General features: G+C 60.9%; 23 protein-coding genes. 14 read left to right on the top strand and 9 right to left on the bottom strand.

Annotated features, from left to right (window positions below):
- Positions 1-12 precede the first annotated feature (12 nt).
- The gene (gene seqA, locus AB7E19_RS10460; RefSeq protein WP_010674108.1) at positions 13-522 is read right to left on the bottom strand and encodes a replication initiation negative regulator SeqA; all 510 of its coding nucleotides are present in this window, start codon (positions 520-522) and stop codon (positions 13-15) included.
- Between the two features lie 291 nt (positions 523-813).
- Here seqA and AB7E19_RS10455 point away from each other — a divergent pair, with 291 nt between their 5' ends.
- Genes AB7E19_RS10455 through fldA form a run of 4 tightly spaced genes read left to right on the top strand, consistent with a single transcriptional unit; the run spans position 814 to position 2,737 of the window.
- Entirely contained in the window at positions 814-1,578 is a 765-nt protein-coding gene (locus AB7E19_RS10455; protein ID WP_427935395.1) for an alpha/beta fold hydrolase, read from the top strand.
- A gap of 55 nt (positions 1,579-1,633) precedes the next feature.
- A complete protein-coding gene (locus tag AB7E19_RS10450; RefSeq protein WP_010674106.1) occupies positions 1,634-1,855 on the top strand; it encodes a DUF2788 domain-containing protein in 222 nt (73 codons plus the stop codon).
- A gap of 20 nt (positions 1,856-1,875) precedes the next feature.
- On the top strand, positions 1,876-2,172 hold the full coding sequence (gene ybfE, locus AB7E19_RS10445; protein WP_005325670.1) for a LexA regulated protein: 297 nt from the start codon (positions 1,876-1,878) through the stop codon (positions 2,170-2,172).
- Positions 2,173-2,212: 40 nt separating this feature from the next.
- Positions 2,213-2,737: a flavodoxin FldA gene (fldA, locus tag AB7E19_RS10440; protein ID WP_010674104.1), complete on the top strand. Its 525-nt coding sequence runs from the start codon at positions 2,213-2,215 to the stop codon at positions 2,735-2,737.
- Between the two features lie 68 nt (positions 2,738-2,805).
- Here the strand turns inward: fldA and AB7E19_RS10435 are convergent, their stop codons facing one another.
- A complete protein-coding gene (locus AB7E19_RS10435; protein WP_427935180.1) occupies positions 2,806-3,279 on the bottom strand; it encodes a DUF4442 domain-containing protein in 474 nt (157 codons plus the stop codon).
- Positions 3,280-3,510: 231 nt separating this feature from the next.
- Between AB7E19_RS10435 and fur the strand changes: the two genes are divergently transcribed.
- Positions 3,511-3,939 carry a ferric iron uptake transcriptional regulator gene (gene fur / locus AB7E19_RS10430; protein ID WP_010674102.1) on the top strand — a complete coding sequence of 143 codons (429 nt, stop codon included), beginning with the start codon at positions 3,511-3,513 and terminating at the stop codon, positions 3,937-3,939.
- 99 nt (positions 3,940-4,038) lie between these two features.
- Here fur and glnS read toward each other — a convergent pair whose 3' ends face one another.
- The 3 genes from glnS to nagE all read right to left on the bottom strand — a co-directional run bounded on the left by glnS (position 4,039) and on the right by nagE (position 10,279).
- On the bottom strand, positions 4,039-5,700 hold the full coding sequence (gene glnS, locus AB7E19_RS10425) for a glutamine--tRNA ligase (RefSeq protein ID WP_427935177.1): 1,662 nt from the start codon (positions 5,698-5,700) through the stop codon (positions 4,039-4,041).
- A 338-nt stretch (positions 5,701-6,038) separates the two neighbouring features.
- Positions 6,039-8,702, bottom strand: coding sequence for a beta-N-acetylhexosaminidase (locus tag AB7E19_RS10420; protein ID WP_427935175.1), 2,664 nt, complete (start codon positions 8,700-8,702; stop codon positions 6,039-6,041).
- 122 nt (positions 8,703-8,824) lie between these two features.
- Positions 8,825-10,279: an N-acetylglucosamine-specific PTS transporter subunit IIBC gene (nagE, locus tag AB7E19_RS10415; RefSeq protein WP_010674099.1), complete on the bottom strand. Its 1,455-nt coding sequence runs from the start codon at positions 10,277-10,279 to the stop codon at positions 8,825-8,827.
- 272 nt (positions 10,280-10,551) lie between these two features.
- Here nagE and nagB point away from each other — a divergent pair, with 272 nt between their 5' ends.
- From nagB to nagC, 3 genes are read left to right on the top strand one after another with little or no spacing between them, the layout of a single operon-like run.
- Positions 10,552-11,352 (top strand): glucosamine-6-phosphate deaminase, encoded by an 801-nt coding sequence (gene nagB, locus AB7E19_RS10410; protein ID WP_010674098.1) that lies wholly within the window; start codon positions 10,552-10,554, stop codon positions 11,350-11,352.
- A 9-nt stretch (positions 11,353-11,361) separates the two neighbouring features.
- Positions 11,362-12,507, top strand: a complete 1,146-nt coding sequence (gene nagA / locus AB7E19_RS10405) for an N-acetylglucosamine-6-phosphate deacetylase (RefSeq protein WP_039039842.1) — start codon at positions 11,362-11,364, stop codon at positions 12,505-12,507.
- A gap of 4 nt (positions 12,508-12,511) precedes the next feature.
- Complete coding sequence (nagC, locus tag AB7E19_RS10400) at positions 12,512-13,726, top strand: DNA-binding transcriptional regulator NagC (RefSeq protein ID WP_427935172.1); 1,215 nt, start codon at positions 12,512-12,514, stop codon at positions 13,724-13,726.
- Positions 13,727-13,795: 69 nt separating this feature from the next.
- Here nagC and AB7E19_RS10395 read toward each other — a convergent pair whose 3' ends face one another.
- From AB7E19_RS10395 to aspS, 4 genes are all read right to left on the bottom strand, one after another.
- The gene (locus tag AB7E19_RS10395; RefSeq protein WP_319862346.1) at positions 13,796-13,963 is read right to left on the bottom strand and encodes a hypothetical protein; all 168 of its coding nucleotides are present in this window, start codon (positions 13,961-13,963) and stop codon (positions 13,796-13,798) included.
- Complete coding sequence (locus tag AB7E19_RS10390; RefSeq protein WP_427935170.1) at positions 13,920-15,545, bottom strand: phosphoethanolamine transferase; 1,626 nt, start codon at positions 15,543-15,545, stop codon at positions 13,920-13,922. Before AB7E19_RS10390 ends, AB7E19_RS10395 begins: the two co-directional genes overlap by 44 nt.
- A gap of 531 nt (positions 15,546-16,076) precedes the next feature.
- The gene (locus AB7E19_RS10385; RefSeq protein ID WP_010674094.1) at positions 16,077-16,817 is read right to left on the bottom strand and encodes a YebC/PmpR family DNA-binding transcriptional regulator; all 741 of its coding nucleotides are present in this window, start codon (positions 16,815-16,817) and stop codon (positions 16,077-16,079) included.
- Positions 16,818-16,917: 100 nt separating this feature from the next.
- Positions 16,918-18,684: an aspartate--tRNA ligase gene (gene aspS / locus AB7E19_RS10380; RefSeq protein WP_427935168.1), complete on the bottom strand. Its 1,767-nt coding sequence runs from the start codon at positions 18,682-18,684 to the stop codon at positions 16,918-16,920.
- 428 nt (positions 18,685-19,112) lie between these two features.
- On the opposite strand from aspS, the gene AB7E19_RS10375 reads away from it, so the two are divergent.
- The 6 genes from AB7E19_RS10375 to AB7E19_RS10350 all read left to right on the top strand — a co-directional run bounded on the left by AB7E19_RS10375 (position 19,113) and on the right by AB7E19_RS10350 (position 25,365).
- Positions 19,113-19,961: a DUF72 domain-containing protein gene (locus AB7E19_RS10375; RefSeq protein ID WP_010674092.1), complete on the top strand. Its 849-nt coding sequence runs from the start codon at positions 19,113-19,115 to the stop codon at positions 19,959-19,961.
- 333 nt (positions 19,962-20,294) lie between these two features.
- Positions 20,295-21,032: a carboxy-S-adenosyl-L-methionine synthase CmoA gene (cmoA, locus tag AB7E19_RS10370; protein WP_128345594.1), complete on the top strand. Its 738-nt coding sequence runs from the start codon at positions 20,295-20,297 to the stop codon at positions 21,030-21,032.
- A 3-nt stretch (positions 21,033-21,035) separates the two neighbouring features.
- The gene (gene cmoB, locus AB7E19_RS10365) at positions 21,036-22,013 is read left to right on the top strand and encodes a tRNA 5-methoxyuridine(34)/uridine 5-oxyacetic acid(34) synthase CmoB (RefSeq protein ID WP_104452671.1); all 978 of its coding nucleotides are present in this window, start codon (positions 21,036-21,038) and stop codon (positions 22,011-22,013) included.
- 82 nt (positions 22,014-22,095) lie between these two features.
- Positions 22,096-22,854, top strand: coding sequence for an ATP-dependent zinc protease family protein (locus tag AB7E19_RS10360; RefSeq protein WP_010674089.1), 759 nt, complete (start codon positions 22,096-22,098; stop codon positions 22,852-22,854).
- A 3-nt stretch (positions 22,855-22,857) separates the two neighbouring features.
- Entirely contained in the window at positions 22,858-24,396 is a 1,539-nt protein-coding gene (locus AB7E19_RS10355) for an inactive transglutaminase family protein (RefSeq protein WP_010674088.1), read from the top strand.
- 3 nt (positions 24,397-24,399) lie between these two features.
- Positions 24,400-25,365, top strand: a complete 966-nt coding sequence (locus AB7E19_RS10350) for an alpha-L-glutamate ligase-like protein (RefSeq protein ID WP_039039849.1) — start codon at positions 24,400-24,402, stop codon at positions 25,363-25,365.
- Positions 25,366-25,649: the final 284 nt, after the last annotated feature.

Genomic DNA, 25,649 nt, shown 5'->3' with positions numbered 1-25,649 from the left:
GTCATTGATGGGTTAAACGGCGCCGCACACCCGAGCCGTCAGATCCTCGTCATAACCCATGCTGTTCATGAGCTGGGCCACCATGTTCTGCTTGCGGCTGGTATTGGTATTGGTGATCACCCAGAACGGGGTCTCCGGTACCGGCTTGGGCTTGGTGGTGCTGCCACTGGCACGCAGCGCTTCCGGGTCACGGGAGAAGTAGACGCGCTTGCGCCCTTTTATCTCGGTCGCCTGGGTGAAGCCTTCCGGGTTGTCCCGATAGAGGGTGCTCAATACCAGCATGAAGCGGTTGATGGACTTCTCTTCTTTCTGAAGCTCGCCGGAATCCAGCAGTGCCTCCAGCCCCATGGCATCGGCCACGGGTTGCGGTTGCATCGCAGGCGCGGCCGCCACGGTTGCCGTGCCAGCCTGGGCGGGTTGCTCCAGCAGGCGACGCAGGATATCGGACGCACTCTCGCCGATGTGCCGGGTCTGGCTCGCGATAAAGAAGTAGAGATCGTCATCAAGCTCGATGGTTTTCATAGGGATGCGCTGGACTCGTCGAAATTCGGATGCGGCGATTATACATAGGCAGACCCGGCAGCCCAAGCAAGGGGCGGACAGATGTGCATGAATCTCCTTGAGAATACGGCATAATGACGGGCCAAGTGTGTGATCCCCCGCACTGATAGCCGATCCCGGGGAGTTGTTTTTGAAAAAAAACCACAAAAAAATCCCCCCACCAGGAATGAAATCCTTTTCTTTCAGTGTGTTAAAAATTATGGCGATAGAGCCCACGACCGATAAGGTGTCATTTTGCAACAATACCCACGATTGAACTTCAAGGAACAGGGCGAAGGCCCGACTGTCGTGCTGATCCATGGCCTCTTTGGCAGCCTGGACAACCTCGGCCTGCTGGCGCGCCCCCTCAGCGAACAATACCGGGTCATCAGCGTCGATCTGCGCAATCACGGTGCCTCCTTTCACTCGGACGAGATGAGCTACTCGGCTCAGGCGGCGGACATCCTGGCCCTGCTGGACCACCTTGGACTTGAACAGGTGGCCCTGGTGGGCCACTCCATGGGGGGCAAGGTCGCCATGCAGGTCGCCAAGCAGGCCCCTCACAGGGTCAGCAAGCTGGTAGTGGCGGACATCGCCCCGGTGGCCTATCCCCACGCCCGCCACAAGAACGTGTTTGCCGGGCTCAATGCCACACTGGCCACGCCCCCCCAGAGCCGCAGTGAGGCGGAAGCCATGCTGGCCGAGCACATCGAGATCGCCGGGGTGCGCCAGTTCCTGCTCAAATCCTTCGCCAAAGGGGAGTCTGGATGGGGGTGGCGTTTCAACGTGCCGGCCCTTGAGCGCAACTACACCAACATCATGGGCTGGCCCAACGATGAACGCCGCTTCGAAGGCGCGACACTCTTCATCAAGGGGGGCGACTCCGACTATATGTTGCCCGAATACACCGGGGCCGCGATGGCCCAGTTCCCGGCCGCCAAGGCCCGCGTCATCGCCGGCACGGGTCACTGGCTGCACGCGGAAAAGCCGGTTTTGTTCAACAAACTGGTTGTGGATTTCCTGTCGACAGGCGGTTAACAGTTTCAAATCCTTTGTGATATAGTGCGCCCGTCTTAAGGAGTGCGCGCAATCCATGCTGAGTGAACACATCGATCTCATCGAGAGTCTGGGCCTGAAACTGTTCTTCGTGGCCATCTTCCTGCTGATTGGTCTGGCCATTCAGGACGTGCTCAAACGGGGCAATGTGCCCCGCTTCGGCCGCTTCATCGTCTGGCTGGTGCTGTTTCTGGGTTGCGCGGGTTTTGTCGCCAAGGGGCTGATCGAAATGGGCTGGGAAGGCTCAGGGATCGGCTAACTACTTTTCATCTGTGATGTATGGCCAAACAGCAAACTGATCGAACAACACTGGATCTGTTCGCAACTGAGAAGCGCCCCGGCAGGCCAAAGACCAATCCACTCCCCCGCGAGACCCAGCTCAAGATCAACAAGCGCAACCAGCTCAAGCGCGATCGTGAGAACGGGCTGAAACGGGTCGAGTTAAAGGTGGAAGCCGAGTTGCTGGAGCGCCTGAACCAACTTGCGCTGCAACAGAACGTCAGCCGAGCCGAGCTGATTCAATCTATCCTGAAGCAACAGATCGAGTCTGCTCATGCAGCAGGCATCGCAATCTGAACCGTCAAGCATCAACACCAGATACGGGTAACGAAACACTATGGCTAGTGTAGGTCTGTTTTTCGGCAGCGATACCGGTAATACCGAAGCTGTCGCCAAGATGATCCAGAAAGAACTGGGCAAACAACTGATTGAAGTCCGTGACATTGCCAAGAGCAGCAAGGCCGACATCGACAGCTTCGATCTGCTGATGTTCGGCATCCCGACTTGGTACTACGGCGAAGCCCAGGCCGATTGGGACGACTTCTTCCCCGAACTCGAAGAGATCGATTTCAACAACAAGCTGGTGGCCATCTTCGGATGCGGCGATCAGGAAGACTATGCTGAGTACTTCCTCGACGCCATGGGCACCCTGCGTGACATCGTCGAAGCCAAGGGCGCCATCATCATCGGCCACTGGCCGACCGCGAGCTACGAGTTCGAAGCCTCCAAGGCGCTCGTGGATGACAAGCACTTCGTGGGCCTGGGCATCGACGAAGATCGCCAACCCGAGCTGACAGCCGAGCGCGTCAAAGGCTGGTGCAAACAGCTGCACGAAGAGATGTGCCTGGGCGAGCTGGAGTGATCTGATCTCCCTCCCTCTTCATGCAACAAGGGCCCCGACGGGGCCCTTGTTGCATCTGCAGCAGGCATTCAGCCACCCCTGTGCTGGGGCTTGGATCTGACATAGAGGGTGCGCTTCACCTGGGCCACCAGCTCGCCCTGGCCATCCTGCACCTGCACCTCGAACTCGGGAAAGTGCTTCTCCCCCCCCTCGGTCGCCGCCACGATCGATGCCAGCTTGGCGTCGCTCAGGGTGAACTCCGCCACCAGTTTGCCCTTGCCCGGCTTGATGAAATTGATGCTGCCCGCCTTGTCCCATACGTAGTAGCGGTTCTTGAAATAGCCCATCAGCATCAACGGGTAGATGGGATCCGTCATGGCGAACATGCTGCCACCGAACTGGGTCCGGTTGGCATTCTTGTTCCACCAGCGGGACTTGAGAGTGACCCGGCAGAAGCGGAAATCGGGGCTCAGGATTTCTATCTTGATGCCTGCACCCCAGAAGGGGGGCCAGGCGTTGAGGGCGCAGCGCACCCAGGCGGCATTGCCGAAAAGCCAATCCATGGATCTCATCCGACCAGACTATAAAGAAGTCACATAGTATCAACATTCTCTGGTCGAGCAAGCGGGCCTGAATATTCCCATAACGGGCTTGATGAGCTAAAGCCCTTGAATTGCTGGGTTTATTTTTAACTTGGCTACGACCTATAATGACAGGCCAAGCGAGTTCGTGGTTGCCATTACAGCGGCAGTCAATCAGAATAACCACACCTTCGAGAATGCGAATAAATAGAAATGGCAGACAACAACCAAGCGTTAAAAAAGGCCGGGCTCAAGATCACCTTGCCCCGTGTCAAGATCCTGGAAATCCTGCAACAGCCGGACTGCCAGCACACCAGTGCGGAAGATCTGTACAAACGGCTGATCGATCAGGGCGAGGAGATTGGTCTCGCTACCGTTTATCGCGTTCTCAACCAGTTTGATGATGCCGGTATCGTCACCCGTCACCATTTCGAAGGGGGCAAGTCGGTGTTCGAGCTGGCCACCCAAGAGCACCACGACCACCTGGTCTGCCTCGACTGCGGCAAGGTGATCGAGTTCTCCGACGAGGTGATCGAACAGCGCCAGCGCGACATCGCCAAGGCGCACAACATCCGCCTGACCAACCACAGCCTCTACCTGTATGGCCACTGCGCCAACGGTGACTGCAAGCACGACGATTGATTCGGCCGGGTCGGCGCAATAAAAAAGCCAGCATGATGCTGGCTTTTTTGTGTCCGCAATCCGGACCAGAAGCGGCAGGGTCTCCCCTGCCCTCTTCTATCAGGCCTCGGCCTTGCCCCAGACGTCACGCAGGGCCACGGTTCGGTTGAACACCAGGCGCTCGGCGCTGGAGAGCTTGTTGTCGGCGCAGAAGTAACCTTCACGCTCGAACTGGTAGGCAAACTCCGGCTTGGCATCCTTCAGGGAAGCTTCCACCCGGGCCCCTTCGATGATCACCAGGGATTCCGGATTCAGAGCCGCTTCGAAGTCATCCTCGGCGCCCGGGTTCGGCACCTTGAACAGACGGTCATAGAGACGCACTTCGGCCGGCAGGGAGTGAGTGACGCTGACCCAGTGGATCACCCCTTTCACCTTGCGACCGTCCGCCGGATCCTTGCCCAGAGTCTCGGGGTCGTAAGAGCAGTAGATGCAGGTAACCTTGCCGTTCGCATCCTTCTCGACCCGTTCAGCCTTGATGACGTAGGCGTTGCGCAGGCGCACTTCCTTGCCCAGCACCAGCCGCTTGAACTGCTTGTTGGCTTCCTCTTTGAAGTCCGCTTCGTCGATGAAGATTTCGCGGGAGAAATGCAGCTCACGGGTCCCCATCTCCGGCTTGTTCGGGTGCGCAGGCGCCGTCAGCACCTCGTCGGCCGCCAGGTTCTCGATCACCACCTTTACCGGGTGCAGCACGGCCATGGCGCGCGGGGCGTTCTCGTTGAGATCGTCGCGGATGCAGGCTTCCAGCATGCTCATCTCGACGATGTTGTCCTGCTTGGTCACACCGATGCGCTTACAGAACTCGCGGATGGAGGCCGGGGTGTAACCACGGCGGCGCAGACCGGAGACGGTCAGCATGCGCGGATCATCCCAGCCGTTCACGTGCCCCTCGGTCACCAGCAGGTTCAGCTTGCGCTTGGACATGACGGTGTATTCGAGGTTCAGACGGGAGAACTCGTACTGACGGGGGTGACAGTCGATGCTGATGTTGTCCAGCACCCAGTCATACAGGCGACGGTTGTCCTGGAACTCCAGGGTACACAGGGAGTGGGTGATCCCCTCCAGGGCGTCCGAGATGCAATGGGTGAAGTCATACATCGGGTAGATGCACCACTCGTCACCGGTCTGGTGGTGGTGGGCAAACTTGATGCGATAGATGACGGGATCGCGCATCACCATGAAGGGGGATGCCATGTCGATCTTGGCGCGCAGGCAGGCGCTCCCTTCGGCCATCTCGCCGTTTTTCATCTTGGCGAACAGGGCCAGGTTCTCTTCCACGCTGCGATCGCGGAACGGGCTGTTCTTGCCAGGGGCGGTCAGGGTGCCGCGGTATTCACGCATCTGCTCCGGGGAGAGCTCGTCCACATAGGCCAGTCCCTTCTCGATGAGCTCGATGGCGTAGCCGTGCAGCTTGTGGAAATAGTCGGAGGAGTAGCAGATCTCGCCGCTCCACTGGAAGCCCAGCCACTGGACGTCCTGCTTGATGGACTCCACGAACTCGATGTCTTCCTTCGCCGGGTTGGTGTCATCGAAACGCAGGTTGCACTGACCCTGATAGTCGCGGGCGATGCCGAAGTTCAGGCAGATGGATTTGGCGTGGCCGATATGGAGATAACCGTTCGGCTCCGGCGGGAAACGGGTATGCACGCTGCTGTGCTTACCGCTGGCCAGATCTTCATCAATGATCTGACGAATAAAGTTAGTTGGGCTGTTCGCCTGACTCATGGCTCACCTCAAAAATGCGTCACTGGCGGACGTTGTGCCGGCTGGCACCCTCATACCCCCGCCGTCAAGCCGAGTATGATCCCTCATTACGCGCCCTGCCTCAACCTGAATTTGGCCAATTCGGGTCATTGGCGCACCAAAAACGGCGAAACGGGAGAAATTGCAGAGATCCTGGTCAAAAAAAGCCCCGCACGGGGCGGGGTCTCAAGTGATGAAAAACAGACAAAACACACACAACAAAGGTTCACACGCAGAGTCAACCTTTCCCAAACCCGATGGCCATCGACCTTGGGAAAGGCGGGTCTTGCGACCCACCTTGCGTTATGGATTGAGAGCTATCAGTTCAGCTCGGTGACGCGGCTGGTACGCTTGCCATCGAAGCTGGTGGTACGCAGCCAGACCTTGCCATCCACGGTCGGCTTGGCGGCAGCGTCGTAGGCGCTCCAGCTCTTGCCATCCAGGCTGTACTGGATGGGCAGACCCGGCAGATCCACATTCGCTTCCAGCACACCGTTCACCACCTTGGCACCCGGTACGGAGAGGCGATATTCCACCCCGGCCTGGTCCAGTTTGGGCAGCACGCGCTGACCCAGCACGTTGGCAAACTGGTTCCATTCCTTGTTAAGGGTTGCCTTGTTCACATGCTTGGTAGTGCCGGAGAACTCGCGACCCTTCACGTAATCGAGCTCGAAGCCGCCCTTGTGCCAAGCGCGCTCGGCCACGGAGAAGATGCGCGGATAGACCATGTACTCGTACTGGGCATCGGTGCGCACGGTTTCGCTCCACTGCTGACCGGAGATCCCCTTGAACTTGACCGGATCCTGGTCACCCTTGGCCACGAAGGCGTTGCCGTCGCGATCAACCGAGGTCTCGGCGTTCTGCGGCAGGTTTTCCGGGGCAAAGGCGAACACCTTGCGGGTGTCGTTGAAACGGGTTGCCCAGTAGTAGCCACGCTCAGCCGGGTGCACCTCGTTCGGGAAGTCGAAGTAGAGGTAATCCGGGTTGGACAGGACCACTTCGTAACCCTTGTGCGCCCACTTCATCGCTTCGTTGAAGCCACCCCAGTAGAGGGTTTCCCAGAAGTTGACACGGGTGTTGTCGGTGGCGAAGTCCTTGGCGCTGTTGGCGTACTTCAGACCGTCTTCCCACGCCTGCAGGGTGGAGAAGCCGTGGCCCTTGACCATCTCGCCCACTTCCTTGGCGAAGTAAACCGGCAGTTCAGCAACGTCCTTGATCTTGCCATCGTCGATCATCTTCTGGCACATCGGGGACTTGCCAAACGGCTTGTCCTGCTTGCTGGAGTCGACGTTGCCTTTCCATGCCACCAGCTCTTCTTTCTTGGTGACGGCCGGATCCTGATAACCACCGCCCTGCATGATGTTCTTCGCCTCGTCACCACCGTAGTGCCAGGCGGTCAGCGGCTGGCCGGCGGCCTGGTGCATCTGGGCCACTTCATCCATCACCTTGGCCACGAAGGTGGCGGCACCCGGCTGGCAGGGGTTGATGAAGGACATCTTGTCGTAGAACTGTACCGAGGTGACGTTGGAGGTATCGGCCGGGTCAGTCAGACGGAACTGGTTGGCCTCGGCTTCTTTGCCCTCGCTCATCAGACGCTTGTAGCGTGCCTCCATGGAGACCACGGCGGCACGGGCGTGGGCCGGCATGTTGATCTCGGGGATCACGGTCACACCGCGGGCCTTGGCATAGCGTACCAGGTCGATGTAGTCCGCCTTGCTGTAGAAACCGGAGCCCTGGTTGTCACTGGTGGGGCCGGAGCCGAGCTGCGGCATCAGGCACTTGGTTTCGGACTCGTCATGGCAACGCTGGCTGCCGACGTCGGTCAGCTCCGGCAGGCCCGGGATCTCCAGACGCCAGCCTTCATCGTTAGTCAGCCCCAGGTGCAGCACGTTGAGCTTCATGGCGGACATCTGATCCACCAGCTTCTTCATGGTCTCCGGGCTTCTGAAGTGACGGGCCACGTCGGTCTGCATGCCACGGTATTCAAAGCGCGGCGCATCCTCGACGCTCATCTGACTCACCAGCTTGTCGTCAACGCCCAGCAGAGAGATCAGGGACTGGGCGCCCCAGAAGGCGCCGTCAACGTCGTGCCCCTGAATGACGGTGCCCTTCTTGCCGATGGTCATGTCGTAGCCTTCGGCCTGCTTGAACTTGCTGCCGAGCTTGATGGTGACCGGGTAGCCGGTGTCGGAGAGGGTAACACCCAGCTTGGTCAGTTGCGCCTTCAGGGCCTCGGCGCGATCGCTTGGCAGGTCAAGGGCATTGAGCTTGATGGTGGAGAAGTCGACTTGCGGGCCGGCCTTGACCACCTGCTTCATCGGGCTTGGCAGGATGCGGTCGTCAATCTTGCCGGCAGGCAGCAGGGTACTGGTCTGGTTGGCGGCGAAACGGGTCTCGCTGTTCATCAGGATGTTGTTGTCATCCTTGGTGCGCTTCCAGCCATCGGCCGGCATCGGCTTCTCGTAGGTGCTGGCATCGTCGATGTTGCTCATGCTGGCCAGCACTTTCGGCTCGGCCCCTTCACTGGCGACATACCAGTTCGGCATGATGTCAGATTCGAACAATACCCAGTATTCCACCACCAGGGGCACCTCGACCGTGGCGTCCTTGGCAAAGCCCTGGAACTTCTCGGTCGGCGTCAAACGATAGAGGTCGCCGGTCAGGTGGGTGATGGTGAACTGGTCGTTGTCCACCCGCTGGATGCGGCGGATGGAGGAGACATAGATGCTCCAGTCCTTGGAGGTGACGTCGGCACCGGTATTGGTCAGGTGCAGCTTGGCAACGCCGCAGCTTGCCCACTCGGAGCCCAGCGCCTGGCAGTCGAGACCGGCGCCGGCACCGTCATTGGTGACGACTTCGTACTTGACGACGAGGTTGCTGGCGAGGGCGTCGACCACCGCTTGCCTGGCAGCATCGGCTGCAAGTGCGGGACCGGCGAAAACGGTAGACATGGCAATGGCTAACAGAGAATGTTTCAAGTTCATAACTGCTGCTCTCATTTGAAGTAAAGGTTGGATTTTCTTGGCTTTTTTTATATGGGGCCCCGAGGCGGGGCCCTTAGTTATGTCAACAATGGACTTAGACTTGAGGTGAGCGAGTCGCTCGATTAACGCAGGGCTTTCATCTCACCGGCGATGATCTCGGCCAATGGGCCCAGAATCACCTGCAGGTTCTGCTCACCGAGCTTGACCACACCGGCCGCGCCCAGAGCTTTGAGCTTGCGCTCGTCAACGATGCTGCGGTCTTTCAGGGTCAGACGCAGACGGGTGATGCAGGCGTCGATGGTCACCAGGTTGTCCTGACCACCCAGCACTTCCAGATACTGCTTGGCCAGCTCGGTGCGGTCGGTGGTTTGAGCCTGTACCGGCACGGCTTCGTCATCTTCACGACCCGGGGTTTTCAGGTTGAACTTGGCGATCACGGCGCGGAAGACCACGTAGTAGAGGCCGAAGAAGACCAGACCCTGTACCAGCAGCATGTACCACTGGGTCGCCAGCGGGTTGCGGCTGGAGAGCACCATATCCACCAGACCGGCGCTGAAGCCGAAACCGGCGATCCAGTGCATGGAGGCTGCGATGAACACGGAGATACCGGTCAGCAGGGCATGGATGACGTACAGTACCGGCGCCACGAACATGAAGGAGAACTCGAGCGGCTCGGTCACCCCGGTGAAGAAGGCGGCAAAGGCGGCAGCGATCATGATGGACGCAACCTTCTCTTTGTTCTCTTTCTTCGCGCTGTGGTAGATGGCCAGTGCGGCACCCGGCAGACCGAACATCATGATGGGGAAGAAGCCGGCCTGATACATGCCGGTCACGCCCACGACAGCCTTGCCGGCGTCGATGGAGGATTGGCCACCCAGGAAGTTCGGGATGTCGTTGATGCCGGCCACGTCGAACCAGAACACGGAGTTCAGGGCGTGGTGCAGACCAACCGGGATCAGCAGACGGTTGAAGAAGGCATAGATGCCGGCACCGGTGGAACCCATGCTGACGATGGATTCACCGAAGCTCACCAGGCCACCGTAGATGACCGGCCAGACGGCCATCAGGATGAAGGATACGACGATCATCACCACGGAGGTCACGATCGGCACCAGACGACGACCGGAGAAGAAAGCCAGCGCCTTGTGCAGCTCCACGCTGCTGAAGCGGTTGTACAGCTCGGCGGCGATCACACCACACAGGATGCCGACGAACTGGTTGCTGATCTTGGCAAAGGCTGCCGGCACCTGGTCGGCCGGGATACCCTTGATCTGGGCCACGGCGCCCGGGCTCAGAAGAGTGGTGACCACCAGGAAGCCGACCAGACCGGCCAGCGCGGCGGAACCGTCTTTATCCTTGGACATGCCGTAAGCGACGCCGACGGCGAACAGAATGGGCATACTGTCGATGATGGCGGCGCCCGCCTTGATCAGAAACGCAGCCAGAGGGCTTCCGCCACCCCAACCGTTCGGGTCAATCCAGTAGCCAATCCCCATCAGGATCGCGGCGGCAGGCAATACCGCTACCGGCACCATCAGGGCACGGCCGATCTTTTGCAAATAACCGAGAATGTTCACGGTTCCTCTCCTTAGTTGGTGTTTTTCTAGAAATTAAGTGCTTATCACGTTCGACGCATAAGCCATCAAGGCTTGATTGGCAGTCTATGTGTTTTATTTCGCTGCGCAAATTAATAAACCAGCTTTCGTGATCATTATCACTCAACAGAGATAAAGGTAGCCGATAGATGTGGCTTAGTTCGCAATCTTTATTTACGCTATAAAACAACTTGAATCCGTGTCTGGTCCCTTGCCGTCACTCCCTGTGCGGCAACCGTACTGAGGTATATAGAATGCGCCTGATCCCGTTGAAGTCTGCCAGCCAGGTGGGTCTCTGGTCTGCCCGTTACATCGTTGACCGCATCAATGCGTTCAAACCCACTGCCGAGCGCCCCTTCGTGCTGGGTCTGCCCACTGGCGGCACCCCGCTCAACACCTACAAGCGCCTGATTGAGCTGCATAAAGCCGGCGAGGTGAGCTTCCAGAACGTGGTCACCTTCAACATGGACGAGTACGTGGGGCTGCCCAAGGAACACCCGGAGAGCTACCACAGCTTCATGCACAACAACTTCTTCAATCACGTGGACATTCGCCCGGAAAACATCAACATCCTCAATGGCAACGCCGAGGATCTGGTGGCCGAGTGCCAGCGCTACGAAGACAAGATCAAGTCCTACGGCAAGATCCACCTGTTCATGGGCGGCGTCGGCAACGACGGTCACATCGCCTTCAACGAACCGGCCTCTTCCCTGGCTTCCCGTACCCGGGTCAAGACCCTGACCGAAGACACCCGCATCGCCAACTCCCGCTTCTTTGGCGGCGACATGGAGCAGGTGCCCAAGCTGGCCCTGACCGTAGGTGTCGGCACCCTGATGGACGCCGAAGAGATCCTGATCCTGGTGGTCGGTCACGCCAAGGCCCAGGCCCTGCAGGCCACCGTGGAGGGCAGCGTCAACCACATGTGGACCATCTCCACCCTGCAGCTGCATCCGAAAGGGATTGTGGTGTGCGACGAACCTTCCACCATGGAGTTGAAGGTCAAGACGGTGCGCTACTTCCAGCAACTGGAAGCCGACAATATCAAGCACCTCTGAGGAGCCCCCATGTACGCTCTGACTAATTGCACTCTCTACACCGGCAGCTGCGTGCTGACCGGTTATGGCGTGGTCATCGATGGCGACAAGATTGTCGCCATCTCACGCCAGGCAGAACTGCCCGCCGGCATCGAGCAGATTGACCTCCAGGGCGCCAACCTCAGCGCCGGCTTCATCGACGTGCAGCTCAACGGCTGCGGTGGCGTCATGTTCAACGGTCACATCACCACGGACACCCTGGCCACCATGCAGGCGGCCAACCTGAAATCCGGGACCACCAGCTTCCTGCCGACCCTGATCACCAGCCCGGATGCGGACATGAAGCAGGCCGTCGCCGTCACCCGCGACTACATGGCCGCCCACCCCAACGAGGTGCTTGGCGTCCATCTGGAAGGGCCCTATACCAACCTCAAGCGCAAAGGGATCCACCCAGCCGAACAGATCCGTCAACCCGCCGACGAGATGATCGACTTCTTCTGCGACAACGCGGACGCCATCGCCAAGATCACCCTGGCACCCGAGCGCAACAAGCCCGAACACATCCGCCGTCTGGTGGAAGCCGGCATCCTGGTCTCCGCCGGCCACACCGCCGCCAACTACGACCAGGCCATGGCGGGCTTTGACAACGGCATGCGCTTTGCCACCCACCTCTACAACGCCATGACTCCGACCCTGAACGGTCGCGAGCCCGGCGTGGTCGGTGCCATCTACGATCGCAAGGATGTCTATGCGGGCATCATCGTCGACGGCCACCACGTACACTGGGCCAACGTGCGCCTGGCGCACAGGATGCTGGGGGAGCGGCTGGTGCTGGTCACCGATGCCACCGCGGCGGCAGGTGCACCGGAAGGCTTTGAGAAATTTGATTTTTGCGGCGCAACCGTCTATTTCCGCGATGGTCAGTGCGTCGATGAGAATGGTACACTCGGCGGCTCCGCCCTCACCATGATCGAAGGGGTGGAAAATCTGGTCAAACAGGTCGGATTGCCGCTCGACGAAGCACTGAGAATGGCCACCCTTTACCCCGCTCGCGCCATTGGATGGGACTCGCGTCTCGGTAGTATCCAGGTCGGAAAAATTGCCAACCTCACCGTCTTTGATCAGGCCTTCGCGGTCTGCGGGACCGTGGTTAACGGACACTACACAACACAGTGACACTATGACTGGCGGACAAATAGCAAACGTAGATCTTATCAAGCAGGTAAACAGTGCGGTCGTCTATCGCCTCATTGACCTGCAGGGGCCCATCTCGCGGGTCAAAATTGCCGAGTTGAGTCAGCTGGCCCCGGCCAGCGTGACCAAGATAACCCGGCAACTGATCGAGCACGGTCTCATCAGGGAGACCTCGCCGCAAGCCTCCACCGGCGGGCGCCGCGCCATCTCCCTGACCACCATCAAGCATCGCTTCCAGTTTGTGTCCGCCAAGCTGGGTCGCGGCTACCTGCAGCTCTCCCTGTATGACCTCGACGGCAAGGAGCTCGATCAGCACATCACCCAGGTGACCGAGATCGAGCAGCAACCCGTGGTGGACATGCTGCTGCGGGAGATTGGCGCCTTCATCGACACCAATCAGGATCGCAGCCGCAACCTCATCAGCATCGCGCTGACCATGCCGGGTCTGGTCAACCCGGAATCCGGCATGGTCATCTACACCCCCACCTACCAGATCCGCAACCTGGGGCTCGCCAAGCTCCTGGAGCACCACTTCAACCTCCCCTGCTACGTGGGCAACGACACCCGTTCGCTGGCGCTGGCCGAACACTTCTTCGGCGAGTCCCGCGACTGCATGGACTCCATCCTGGTGAGTGTCCACCAGGGGACGGGCTCGGGCATCATCACCAAGGGCAAGGTGTTTCTCGGCCAGAACCGCAACGTCGGCGAAATAGGCCACATCCAGGTCGAACCTCTTGGCAAGCGCTGCCACTGCGGCAACTTCGGCTGCCTCGAGACCATCGCCTCCAACGAGGCCATCGTCGACAAGGTGAAGGAGCTCATCAGCCGCGGTCACCTGAGTTCGCTGCAGGAGAAGCACATCACCATCCAGGAGGTGTGCAAGGCGGCGGTGGCCGGTGACGAGCTGGCCCGCAGCGTGATCGAGAACGTGGGGGAGCACCTGGGGCGCGCCATCGCCATCACGGTCAACCTGTTCAACCCCCAGAAGGTGCTCATCGCCGGTGAAATCACCGCCGCCGAAGAGATCCTGATCCCGGCCATCCGCCGCTGCGTCGAGCACCAGTCTCTGCCAAGTTTCCATCGCGGCCTGCCCATCGTGAAGGCGCGCTTCCAGAACCAGCCCACCATCGGCGGCTTCGCCCTGGTCAAGCGCTCCCTGCTGGAAGGGGATCTGCTGCAGATCATCATGGAGCAAAAGTAAGGCCTACCCCTTCGGATACGAAAACGGCAGCCAGTGGCTGCCGTTTTTTTATGGTCTGTTTTCGCCGGTTCACCCCGCCCGGCACGGCTTGAAGAGATCCAGCTTGCCGTCATAGACCAGGGTCTGCACGTCCATGATACCGAGCATGGTGCGGGGTAACAGGTTGTCGTGCCGCTCAACCGTTCTGGCCCATTCACCCTGCCCGGCACGGCTTGAACAGATCCAGCTTGCCGTCATAGACCTGGGTCTGCACGTCCATGATACCGAGCATGGAGTGAAACAGGTTGTCGTGGGAGAAACGCTTGCTGGCTGCCTCCTGTTGCAGGCAATCCAGATTGAGCTGACGGTCCGCCTGCAACTGGGGAGAGAACCAGGTCAGGAGCGGCACCCGAGTCTGATCGTCCGGTGCGAACTTGTAGGGGGTGCCGTGCAGATAGAGCCCCATGGCGCCGAGGGATTCGCCGTGATCCGACAGATAGACCAGCCCCACGTTGTACTGGCTCTCCAGGCTCTTGAGCTTGTCGATGAGCTGGGCCAGCACCTTGTCGGTGTAGCGGATGGTGTTGTCATAGGTGTTCACCAGCTCTTCGTTGCTGCAGTTCTCGATGTCGCTGCGCGGGCAGTCCGGCAGGAAGACACGATCGGCGGCCGGGTAGCGGCGATAGTAGGTCGGACCGTGGCTGCCCATCAGGTGGAAGGCCACCAGCTTGCTGCCCTGCTTGCCCTGCATGTCGGCGATCTGCTGATCCAGCCCCTGCAACAGCACCTCGTCATGACAGGCATTGCCGGAGCAGTATGCGGGGAATGCCTTGGGCTCAATCTCGATGGTGGGGACGTTTTTGCACACCCCCTTGCAGCCGCCGTCGTTCTCCTTCCAGAGCACCGAGATCCCGGCATGTTGCAGCACGTCCAGCAAGCCATCCTGGGACTGGGCCCTGGCCTCGTCATAGCCGCGCCGGGTCATGTTCGAGAACATGCAGGGCACGGAGAGCGCTGTGGCGGTGCCGCAGGAGCGCACGTTCCTGAACGAGACCACATTGGCCTCCTTCTCGGTGAAGCCGTTGGTCTCCTTCTTGTAGCCGTTGAGGGAGTAGTTCTGGCTGCGGGCCGTCTCCCCCACCACCAGGAACATCAGGGTCGGCTTCTCATGCTGGCCGATCACCCTGGCATCGGTGCCGATCTGCTGGTAGGGAATGGGAGTGGCGAAGACCACATCCCTGGCGTACTTGTAGAGCCCGTGCACATAGTTGGCGGGCACTATCTCCTTGCCGAGGGACTTGTTGTTGCGCCCGACCGAGGCGTAATCCTGGTAATAGAGGGCGGCAGCCCCCATCAGAAACAGCAAGGAGAGGGCGATGGAACCGAGGCGCAGACCCAACCCCTTGTACCAGGGACGAAGATACTCAATCTTCACCCACAGCAGGACCAGCACCGGCAACAGGCCGGTCAGCAGGAACCAGAGCACCACGGAACCATTGAGGTAGGAGCCCGCCTCCCCGCTGTTGGTCTCGATGATGTTCTGCATCATGCCCATGTCGAAGATCACCCCGTACTTGAGCATGGCGTAGCTGACCAGGGAGCCGGTCAGGATGAGCAAGGCGAAAAAGGGCTTGAGCAGATAACGGAAGGTAAAGGGCAGGAACACCGCGTTGAGGGCCGCCACCAGTACCAGGGGAATGGAGAGGACAAACCCCGCCTTGACGTGTTCAAGGGCGCTGAGAATGCGATAAAAGTGCAGGAAAATGGGCCAGTTGAAGACCAGTGCAAACAGCAGCACCAGCAACAGATTGACCTTCATCACTCCCAGAGTGAGACGCATAGAGAGACTCCGACAAACCAGTGGAACTAACAACCTGCCAGCAGGCTTCGTGGTGACCATCCCGACACTCGGCCCTGAAAAACAGGACAAGAGCCAGGGAGGTCCAGATACGGGGTCATCCTAGGACGGCAAACTTAAGCGAACATTAAGAGAGGAAATCGAACCACAAGGGGAGGTGCGCGGTCTGGCACATAAAAAAACGGCAGCCCGGGCTGCCGTTTTTGCGAAGGTGAACAAGGTGTCGCACCTGTGTGTTCGCGAACCTGAACAGGGTCGCGGCAATCTCGTCGGAGCCGGAGGAGAGGACCGTTGTGGTCGCCCTCCCCCCTGCCCTGGGTCTCACAGCGTTCCCGAGAGGCAATTACAGGGTCGCGGCAATCTCGTCGGAGCCGGGGAAGAGGACCGTTGTGGTCGCCCTCCCCTTGCCCTGGGGGATCACAGGGTCGCGGCGATCTCGTCGGAGCCGGGGGAGAGGACCGTTGTGGTCGCCCTCCCCTTGCCCTGGGGGATCACAGCGCTCCCGAGAGGCAATTACAGGGTCGCGGCGATCTCGTCGGAGATGGAGCCGTTGTGGTACACCTCCTGCACGTCGTCCAGATCTTCCAGCATGTCGATGAGGCGCATCAGCTTGGGCGCGGTCTCGGCATCCAGTTCCGCCTCGGTGGAGGGGATCATGGTCACTTCGGCGCTCTCGGGCTTGAAGCCGGCGGCTTCCAGACCGTCCAGCACGGTGCCGAAGTCGTTCGGGGTGGTGTAGACCTCGATGGTGCCATCTTCTTCGGTCACCACGTCGTCGGCACCGGCTTCCAGCGCGGCGTCCATCAGAGCGTCTTCATCGGCGCCCACGAAGGTCAGCACCCCCTTCTTGGTGAACAGATAGGCCACGGAGCCGTCGGTCCCCAGGTTGCCGCCGCACTTGCTGAAGGCGTGACGCACTTCGGCCACGGTACGGTTGCGGTTGTCGGTCAGGCACTCCACCATGACGGCGGAACCGGCCGGGCCGTACCCTTCGTACACGATGGTCTCGAGCTGCTCGCCGTCACCGCCGCCGGCCCCACGGGCGATGGCGCGGTTGATGGTGTCGCGGGTCATGTTGCTGGTCAGGGCTGCCGCCACCGCCGCACGCAGGCGGGGGTTGTTGGCAGGATCGGCATCACCCAGACGCGCGGAGGTGGTGATTTCGCGGATCAGCTTGGTGAAGATCTTGCCGCGCTTGGCGTCTTGCGCCGCCTTGCGGTGTTTGATGTTGGCCCATTTACTGTGACCTGCCATAGGGACTCTCCGTTATAGTTGGAAATTTCAGTAACACTGGTTGCGCCCAGAGGGAAACGGGAAAGGCCGCATCGCTGCGGCCTTTGTTGCCGATAACGGCTTATTCGTCACCCTTGACGGTGGTCGCAATCGCCAGCTCGCCCAGTTGGGCCGGGTTGGCAAAGCTCGGGGCGTCTGTCATCAGACAGGCGGCCGCCGTGGTTTTCGGGAAGGCGATGACATCCCGGATGTTGTCGGTGCCGGTCAGCAGCATGCTGAGGCGGTCCAGACCGAAGGCCAGGCCGGCGTGGGGCGGGGTGCCGTATTTCAGGGCATCCAGCAGGAAGCCGAACTTCAGGCGCTGCTCGTCCGGGGTGATCCCCAGGATGTCGAACACGGTGGACTGCATCTCGCTGTTGTGGATACGCACAGAGCCGCCACCCACTTCGTAACCGTTGATCACCATGTCGTAGGCGTTGGCGTAAGCGCCCACCGGGTTGGCTTTCAGCTGCTCCGGGGTCAGGCCGCTCGGCGCGGTGAAGGGGTGGTGCATGGCCGCCAGGCCGCCTTCGCCATCTTCTTCGAACATGGGGAAGTCGATGACCCACAGGGGCTTCCAGACGTTCTCCACCAGGCCCAGATCGCGGCCCACCTTCAGGCGCAGGGCGCCCATGGCATCGCACACCACTTTCTTGGAGTCGGCGCCGAAGAAGATGATGTCGCCATCCATCGCGCCGGTGCGGGCCAGGATCTCGCGCACGATGGCGTCAGAGAGGAACTTGGCCACCGGGGACTGCACCCCTTCGAGGCCGCTCCCGGCTTCGTTGACCTTCATCCAGGCCAGGCCCTTGGCACCGTAGATGCCGACGAACTTGGTGTACTCGTCGATCTGCTTGCGAGACAGTTCCGCGCCGCCCGGTACCTTCAGGGCCGCCACACGGCCTTTCGGATCCTTGGCGGGGCCGGCGAACACGGCGAACTCCACCTCGGTCAAGAGATCTGCCACATCGACCAGCTCCATGGGCAGGCGCAGGTCCGGCTTGTCGGAGCCGAAGCGGCGCATGGCTTCGTCGAAGGTCATGATGGGGAAGTCACCCAGGTCCACGTTCAGGATGTGCAGCCAGAGCTTGCGGATCATCTCTTCCATGATTTCACGCACCTGGGGTGCGGTCATGAAGGAGGTCTCGACGTCGATCTGGGTGAATTCCGGCTGGCGGTCGGCACGCAGGTCTTCGTCGCGGAAGCACTTGACGATCTGGTAGTAGCGGTCGAAGCCGGACATCATCAGCAACTGCTTGAACAGCTGGGGGGACTGCGGCAGGGCGTAGAACTTGCCCTTGTGCACGCGGCTCGGCACCAGGTAGTCACGGGCCCCTTCCGGGGTCGCCTTGGTCAGCATCGGGGTCTCGATGTCGAGGAAGCCGTGCTCGTCCATGAAGCGGCGCACGAAGGCACTGGCCTTGGCACGGGTCTTCAGATACTTGGCCATCTCGGGGCGACGCAGATCCAGGTAGCGGTACTTGAGGCTCACCTCTTCGCTGTTGACCTGGTTGAAGTCAAGGGGCAGCGGCTCGGCACGGTTGATGATGGTCAGCTCGTGGGCGAACACCTCGATGGCACCGGTGGCCATGTCGCTGTTGCGCTGGGAGTCGGGGCGGGTACGCACCACACCGGTCACCTGGATGCAGAACTCGCCGCGCAGCTCGGAGGCCAGGGCAAAGGCGTCCGGCTTGTCCGGATCGAAGAACACCTGCACGATGCCCTCGCGGTCGCGCATGTCGATAAAGATGAGGCCGCCGAGATCACGACGACGATGGACCCAACCGCACAATGTAATGGTCTGCCCGGCATGGGCCTCATTGACCTGTCCGCAATAGATAGAGCGCATGGACTTCTTCCTTCGAAATGGTAGAGAGACGGTTCATCCTGGGTCGCCGGGCACGACTGGCAAGCACCGTCTGTCTCACAGCTGGCCAGATCCTGCTTCTTGCCCGGTTTGAAATCTGTCTCGGGTCATCCGGCTCCCCGAGCCGGATTCTTGCCGCCGCCCCAGGCAGGCCCCCGCTCCCGACCGGGATGACGAGTGGGCGCCGGGGTATCGGCTGGCGTCGTTGTCTGGCCACTGCCGGGCCGCGATCATCGTCACCCGGGGGCTCGGTCGCGCGCATTACGACAATGTGGCAAACAAAAGGGTTGGCATTATAGAGGAAAACCTCCATTTGGGTAAAATGGCCCGCAGCCCCCTTTACCCTGTTTTTTGTTGTTCTGGCGCAAAAAGGAGGGCAAAAGTGCGCCAACCTGCCGACAGGAACCATCATGAGCCTCTATTTGGGCCTGCCCCAGTGGTCACACCCGGCCTGGCCCGGCCAGTTGCTGGGGATGAATGCCAGGCCCGCCGAGCACCTCGCCGACTATGCCCGGGTGTTCAACTCCGTGGAGGGCAACACCACCTTCTACGCCTCGCCGACCCCGGAGACGGTGCAGCGCTGGGCCGATGCGGTCCCCGACCACTTTCGCTTCAGCTTCAAGTTTCCCAAGGAGATCAGCCACCAGAGCGATCTGGTGAGCGCGGACAAACAGGTGACGGCCTTCATCCGCCTGCTGGCCCCCCTGCATGACAAGCTGGGGCTGCTCAAGCTGCAACTGCCCGCCCGCTTCGGGCCAGAGGGGCTGGCCCGTCTGGATGCCTTCTTCGCGCGGCTGCCCCAGGATTTTACCTATGCCCTCGAGGTGCGCCACCCCGATTTCTTCGCCAAGGGGGAGGCGGAACGGGCCCTCAACCGGATGCTGATGGCGCGGGGCATCAATCGCATCATGCTCGACAGCCGCCCGCTCTTCTCGGTGCCCGCCACCACGGCCGCCATGATCGATGCCCAAGGCAAGAAACCCAGGTTGCCGGTCCATCTGCTGGCCACGGGGGGTGCCCCGGTGGTGCGCCTGATTGGTTTGCCTCAAATCGAGGACAATCACCCATTTTTGCCACCATGGTTGCCACATTGGAAACAATGGCTCCAGGAGGGCAAGGATCTCTACCTCTTTGTTCACACCGCCGACAATGCCCGGGCCCCCGAACTCGCACGGCAGATCAGCCGCCTGCTCGGCCAGGAGATGGCCCCCTGGCCGGGAGAAAACGATCGCGCCCGCCAGGGGGTGCTGCCCTTTTGAGCGGCCCCCTCCCCGCCCCTTCTCCGTCCCCAAAAAAAGCCGCTTTTTTTGTGGTCCCACCGGGGTTGGCGTCAAGACAAACGCCCGCCTTTCCTCTACACTAGCGCCCCAAGTAAGGTCCCGGGCCTGGGTGCATGGCAATGCGTTGCCCACCCCAGCCCGGCACCCTGAGGGCCCGGACCATGGCCCGTTGCGAACAGGGGCAGCCCGAAGGATCCCGGAGCAAGCCACCCCGTTCGTCAACCGGTGACGACGCCATTTCGATGCCCGTCCACCCAAGATTCAATTGAATAAAACAGCCGCCCACCACACCGGCTGTCAGGTTGCGTCAGCATGCACGATCAGATTTTTGCCGCCCCCATCGCCCGTCTGGGAGACTTCTGCTTTGACGAGCAGGTCGTCGACGTCTTCCCCGACATGATCCAGCGCTCGGTGCCCGGTTACAGCAACATCATCTCCGCCATCGGCATGATGGCCGCCCGCTACGCCCAGCCCCAGAGCCGCCTCTACGATCTCGGCTGCTCCCTCGGCGCCGCGACCCAGGCCATGCGCCGCCACGTCACCCAGCCCGGCTGCCAGATCACGGCGGTGGATCTCTCCCACCCCATGATCGAGCGGGCCCGCGCCCACCTCTCGGGCTTCAAGTCCGAGGTACCGGTGGCGCTCATCGAGGCGGACATCTGCGACATCCCCATCGAGAACGCCTCCGTGGTGGTGCTCAACTTCACCCTGCAGTTCGTCGCCCCCGAGAAGCGGGCCGCCCTCATCGCGCGCATCTTTGACGGCCTGCGCCCCGGCGGCATCCTCATCCTGAGCGAGAAGTTCCGCTTCGATGACGAGCAGGTCAACGAGCTGCTCATCGACTTGCACCTCGACTTCAAGCGGGCCAACGGCTACAGCGAGCTGGAAATCAGCCAGAAGCGCACCGCCCTTGAGAACGTGATGCGCACCGACACCCTGGCGGTCCATCAGGCACGCCTGCGGGACGCCGGCTTCACCCACCTGGACCTCTGGTTCCAGTGCTTCAACTTCGGCTCCATGATTGCCATCAAAGCCAGCGACACCAACTAAGCCATGATCGATTTCGCCCATTTTTATCAACTGATCGCCAAGAACCGGTTGAGCCACTGGCTGCACACCCTGCCCGCCCAGCTGCACGCCTGGCAGCACGACAACCTGCACGGGGATCTGCCGCGCTGGAACCGCGCCCTCGCCAAGCTGCCCGTCGTGGCCCCCGGCCGGATCGAGCTCAAAGAGCGGGTCGCCATCGGCGGCCCCGATAGCCTGGGAGAGGGTGAGCGCAAGAAGACCGAGAGCCTGCTGCGCCAGCTCATGCCCTGGCGCAAGGGCCCCTTCCATGTGCACGGCATCCACATCGACACCGAGTGGCGCTCCGACTGGAAGTGGGATCGGGTGCTGCCCCACATCAGCCCGCTCCAGGGCCGCTACGTGCTGGACGTGGGCTGCGGCAGCGGCTACCACCTCTGGCGCATGGTGGGGGAAGGGGCGAAACTGGCGGTCGGCATCGACCCGAGCCCGCTGTTCCTCTGCCAGTTCGAAGCCATTCGCCACTTCGCAGGCAACGACCAGCGCGCCCACCTGCTGCCGCTCGGTATCCAGGAGCTGCCGGATCTGCGGGCCTTTGACACCGTCTTCTCCATGGGAGTGCTCTATCATCGCAAGTCCCCCATCGAGCACATCGAGCAGTTGCGCAACCAGCTCAAAGACGATGGGGAGCTGGTGCTCGAGACCCTGGTGGTGGACGGCGACGAAAACCAGGTGCTGATGCCCTCCGATCGCTACGGCAAGATGCGCAACGTCTGGTTCCTCCCCTCGAGCGCGGCCCTCACACGCTGGGTCGAGCGCTGCGGGTTCACCGATGTGCGCATCGTTGACGAGAATATGACCAGCACCGACGAACAGCGTCGTACCGACTGGATGATTAACGAGTCCCTGAGTGACTATCTGGATCCACACAATCCTGCACTCACGGTCGAAGGATACCCGGCACCCAAACGTGCCGTACTGATCGCCAGAAAGGCCAAAGACTAGCCGATGGCGGCTGTGGAAGTTACACTGACCCAATTCCAGGAAGCACAGTTAAATGAATGACATGAAAAGCAAATTAAAAGGAATGACCCTGCTCTCCCTGCTCAGTCTCGGCGGGTGTGTCAGTATGGAAAAAGCCCCCCCGGCCCCGACCCTGACGCTGGCCGAGCTGCGCAACGAGATCTCGTTGAGCGAGCAACGTCTGCAAACATCCATGGAACAGCAACAGAAGCAGTATGTGCAGCAACAGCACCTGCTGGTTCAGCTCAACACCGATGTCACCAACATGAAAGAGTCCGTGAAGAAAGTCGACAGCAAGCTGGCTACCCTGCCTCCCGAGCCGCCCAAGGCCATGCCCATTCCCACCGAGAAGTGCCCGGCGCCGAGCCAGGGCCACACCGTCGATGGCAAGCTGCTGGTGGGTGAAGCGGAGTGGATCTGGGTTGACGCCGCCAACGACGCCTTCCAGGCCCGGGTCGACACCGGCGCCACCACCTCCTCCATCAGCGCCCAGGAGATCACCATCTTCGAGCGCAACGGCAAGAACTGGGTGCGCTTCTTCCTGAGCCACCAGGAGATGGACGACAAGATCCAGATTGAAGCGCCCCTGGTGCGTCACGTGCGGGTCCGTCAGGCTTCCGCCGACGATCTCGACCGTCGCCCCGTGGTTCGCCTCGCCGTGCGCATCGGCGACATGACCGAGAAGGCCGAATTTACCCTGAAGGACCGCAGCGACATGACCTTCCCCGTGCTGCTGGGCCGTGAATTCCTCAAAGACATCGCCGTGGTCGACGTGGCCCGCGAATATATCCAACCCAAACCCAAGCTCAAGGATGTGAAATAATCCATGGTTTCCCGTAAGCCGTTCTATCTGCTGGTCGCCCTGCTCTACATCGTCGGCCTGGGGATGACCTTCTATCATCACATCGCGCTGGACGTCCCGCTCACGCCGGGTGAAAAGCGCCAGATCTGGTCCATCGAAGCCAAGCTCGAATTCGAGGCCACCGGCGAGCCGGTGATCGCCTCCCTGGCCATTCCGGGCACCCAGCCCGGCTTCACCCTGATGAACGAGAACGCCGCGAGCCCGGGCTATGGCCTGTCGTTCGTGGAAAAAGACGGGGATGCCCGCGCCGAGTGGTCCATCCGCACCGCCTCCGGCCGTCAGGAGCTCTACTACCGGGTCGACATGATGGCCGATGCCCATGCCAAGCCCGCCGCCAACCCGCAGCCGCCCGCCATCGAGAAGCAGATCGAGAGCGAGCCCTACGCCACGGCCATGAAGCAAATCCTGGAGCGCGCCCAGGAGCGCTCCGCCGACGGCTACACCCTGACCCGCGAGATCATCAAGGAGATCGAGAAGCAGGAACAGAACGCCGAGCTGCTCAAGTCCCACAAGAGCCGCGCCAATCTGATTGCCGAGCTGCTCAACAACGCGGACGTCCCGGCCCGGGTGGTTCACGCCCTCAGTCTGGAAGATGGCCGCCGCCGTCAGGAGCTGGTGGATTACCTGCAGGTCTTCAACAGCCCGACCGACTACAAGCTGTTCAACCCGCAAAGCGGTGAACAGGGTCAACCGGCCAACCTGCTGCTGTGGGAGTACAACTCCGGCGCCCTCCTGGACGTCACCGGCGGTCACAACTCCCGCGTCACCTTCTCGATGATCGAACAGGAGCAACCGGTCAACGTGGCCCTGGCCCAGAAGTTCGAAAAATCCGAGATGATGAACTTCTCCATCCACAGCCTGCCCCTGGAAGAGCAAGCCCTGTTCAAGGGTCTGCTGCTCATCCCCATCGGCGTGCTCATGGTGGTGTTCCTGCGGGTCATCGTGGGGATCAAGACCTCCGGCACCTTCATGCCGGTGCTGATCGCGGTCGCCTTCATCCAGACCTCGCTGGTCACCGGCCTCATCGGCTTCCTGCTGATCGTCGGCACCGGCCTGGTGATCCGCTCCTACCTCTCGAGGCTGAACCTGCTGCTGGTCGCCCGAATATCGGCGATCATCATCATGGTGATCTCGATGATCGGCATCTTCTCTGCGTTCGCCTTCAAGCTGGGGCTGACCGACGGCATGAAGATCACCTTCTTCCCGATGATCATCCTCTCCTGGACCATCGAGCGCATGTCCATCCTGTGGGAAGAAGAGGGTCCCAAAGAGGTGTTCCGCCAGGGCGGCGGCTCCCTGCTGGTGGCGGTCATCGCCTACCTGGCCATGGACAACGAGCTCATTCGTCACCTCACCTTCAACTTCCTCGGCCTGCAGCTGGTGCTGATGGCGACCGTGCTGTTGATGGGTAACTACACCGGCTACAAGTTGAGCGAGCTCAAGCGCTTCAAGCCGCTGGTGGACGAGATGAAGTCTGGTGCCACCCCGGGTAAGGACAAGTAACAGATGTGGTTCTGGCAGAAATACACCAGTCCGTGGAGCCTGTCCCAGGCAGGCATCCTCGGCATGAACAAGCGCAACCACTCCTACATCAGCCGCTACAACCCGCGCCGCCTCTATCCGCTGGTGGATGACAAGCTCAAGACCAAGCGCATCGCGCTGGATGCGGGGGTGACGGTGCCTGAACTCATCGGCACCATCCGCGAGCAGCACGACGTGACTCGCATCACCGAGCTGGTGAAAGACTGGCCGGGCTTCTGCATCAAGCCGGCCCGCGGCTCCGGCGGCAAGGGGATCCTGGTGATCCTGCGCCAGGAGGACGGCCTCTTCTACAAGCCCAACGGCAGCGCCGCCAACGGCCAGGATCTGGAGCGCCATGTCTCCAACATCCTGGCGGGGCTCTATTCCCTCGGCGGCAAGCCCGACGTGGCGCTGGTGGAAGGGCTCATCAACTTCGACGACGTGTTCGACGGCTACTCCTTCGAAGGGGTCCCCGATGCCCGGGTGATCATCTTCAAGGGGTTCCCGGTGATGGCCATGATGCGCCTCTCCACCTCGGCTTCCGATGGCAAGGCGAACCTGCACCAGGGCGCCGTGGGGGTGGGCCTGTGCCTGCGCACCGGCCGCGCCCTGCGGGCGGTGCAGTTTGGCAACCCGCTGCGCCACCACCCGGACACCGGCCTGGATCTCTACGATCTGAAGGTGCCTCACTGGGACACCCTGCTCAACCTGGCGGCCTCCTGCTACGAGATGTCCGGTCTTGGCTACATCGGGACTGACATGGTGCTGGACAAGTTCCGCGGCCCCATGCTGCTGGAGCTCAACGCCCGTCCGGGCCTTGCCATCCAGATCGCCAACGGTCGTGGCCTGGTGCCCAACCTCAAGACCATCGAGAAGCTGGGTCAGGTCAAGATGAACGTGGAGCAGCGGGTCAACTTCGCCAAGGATCACTTCGGTATCTTCGACGAATAGTCCGCCCCCCTTCTGCAAAAACGCGCCCACCGGCGCGTTTTTTTATGGCCGCTCCTGCGCGCAGGGCGCCCCGCCCGAAGGCCGATCCCCGTCACATCCCATGGCGGCCCCCCTTCAATGACGCGGTACAAGGGGATAAGCTCCTGACCGATGAGGGGTGGCCTGCCCATCGGAGCAGGCCACCCCATGTGCGTGAGGCAGTGCGCCTGCCAGGGGGCACCGATTTGTCGGCGACAACGGGGCTTCTCGATGGTAGATTAATCAAATCAAATAGATAGCATCGA

This window comes from Aeromonas sp. (assembly GCF_050252055.1).
In the GTDB taxonomy this organism is placed as follows: Bacteria; Pseudomonadota; Gammaproteobacteria; order Enterobacterales; family Aeromonadaceae; genus Aeromonas; species Aeromonas caviae.
Note: the sequence above shows the minus strand (reverse complement) of the source record. Positions and strands in the feature narration are given on the sequence as shown.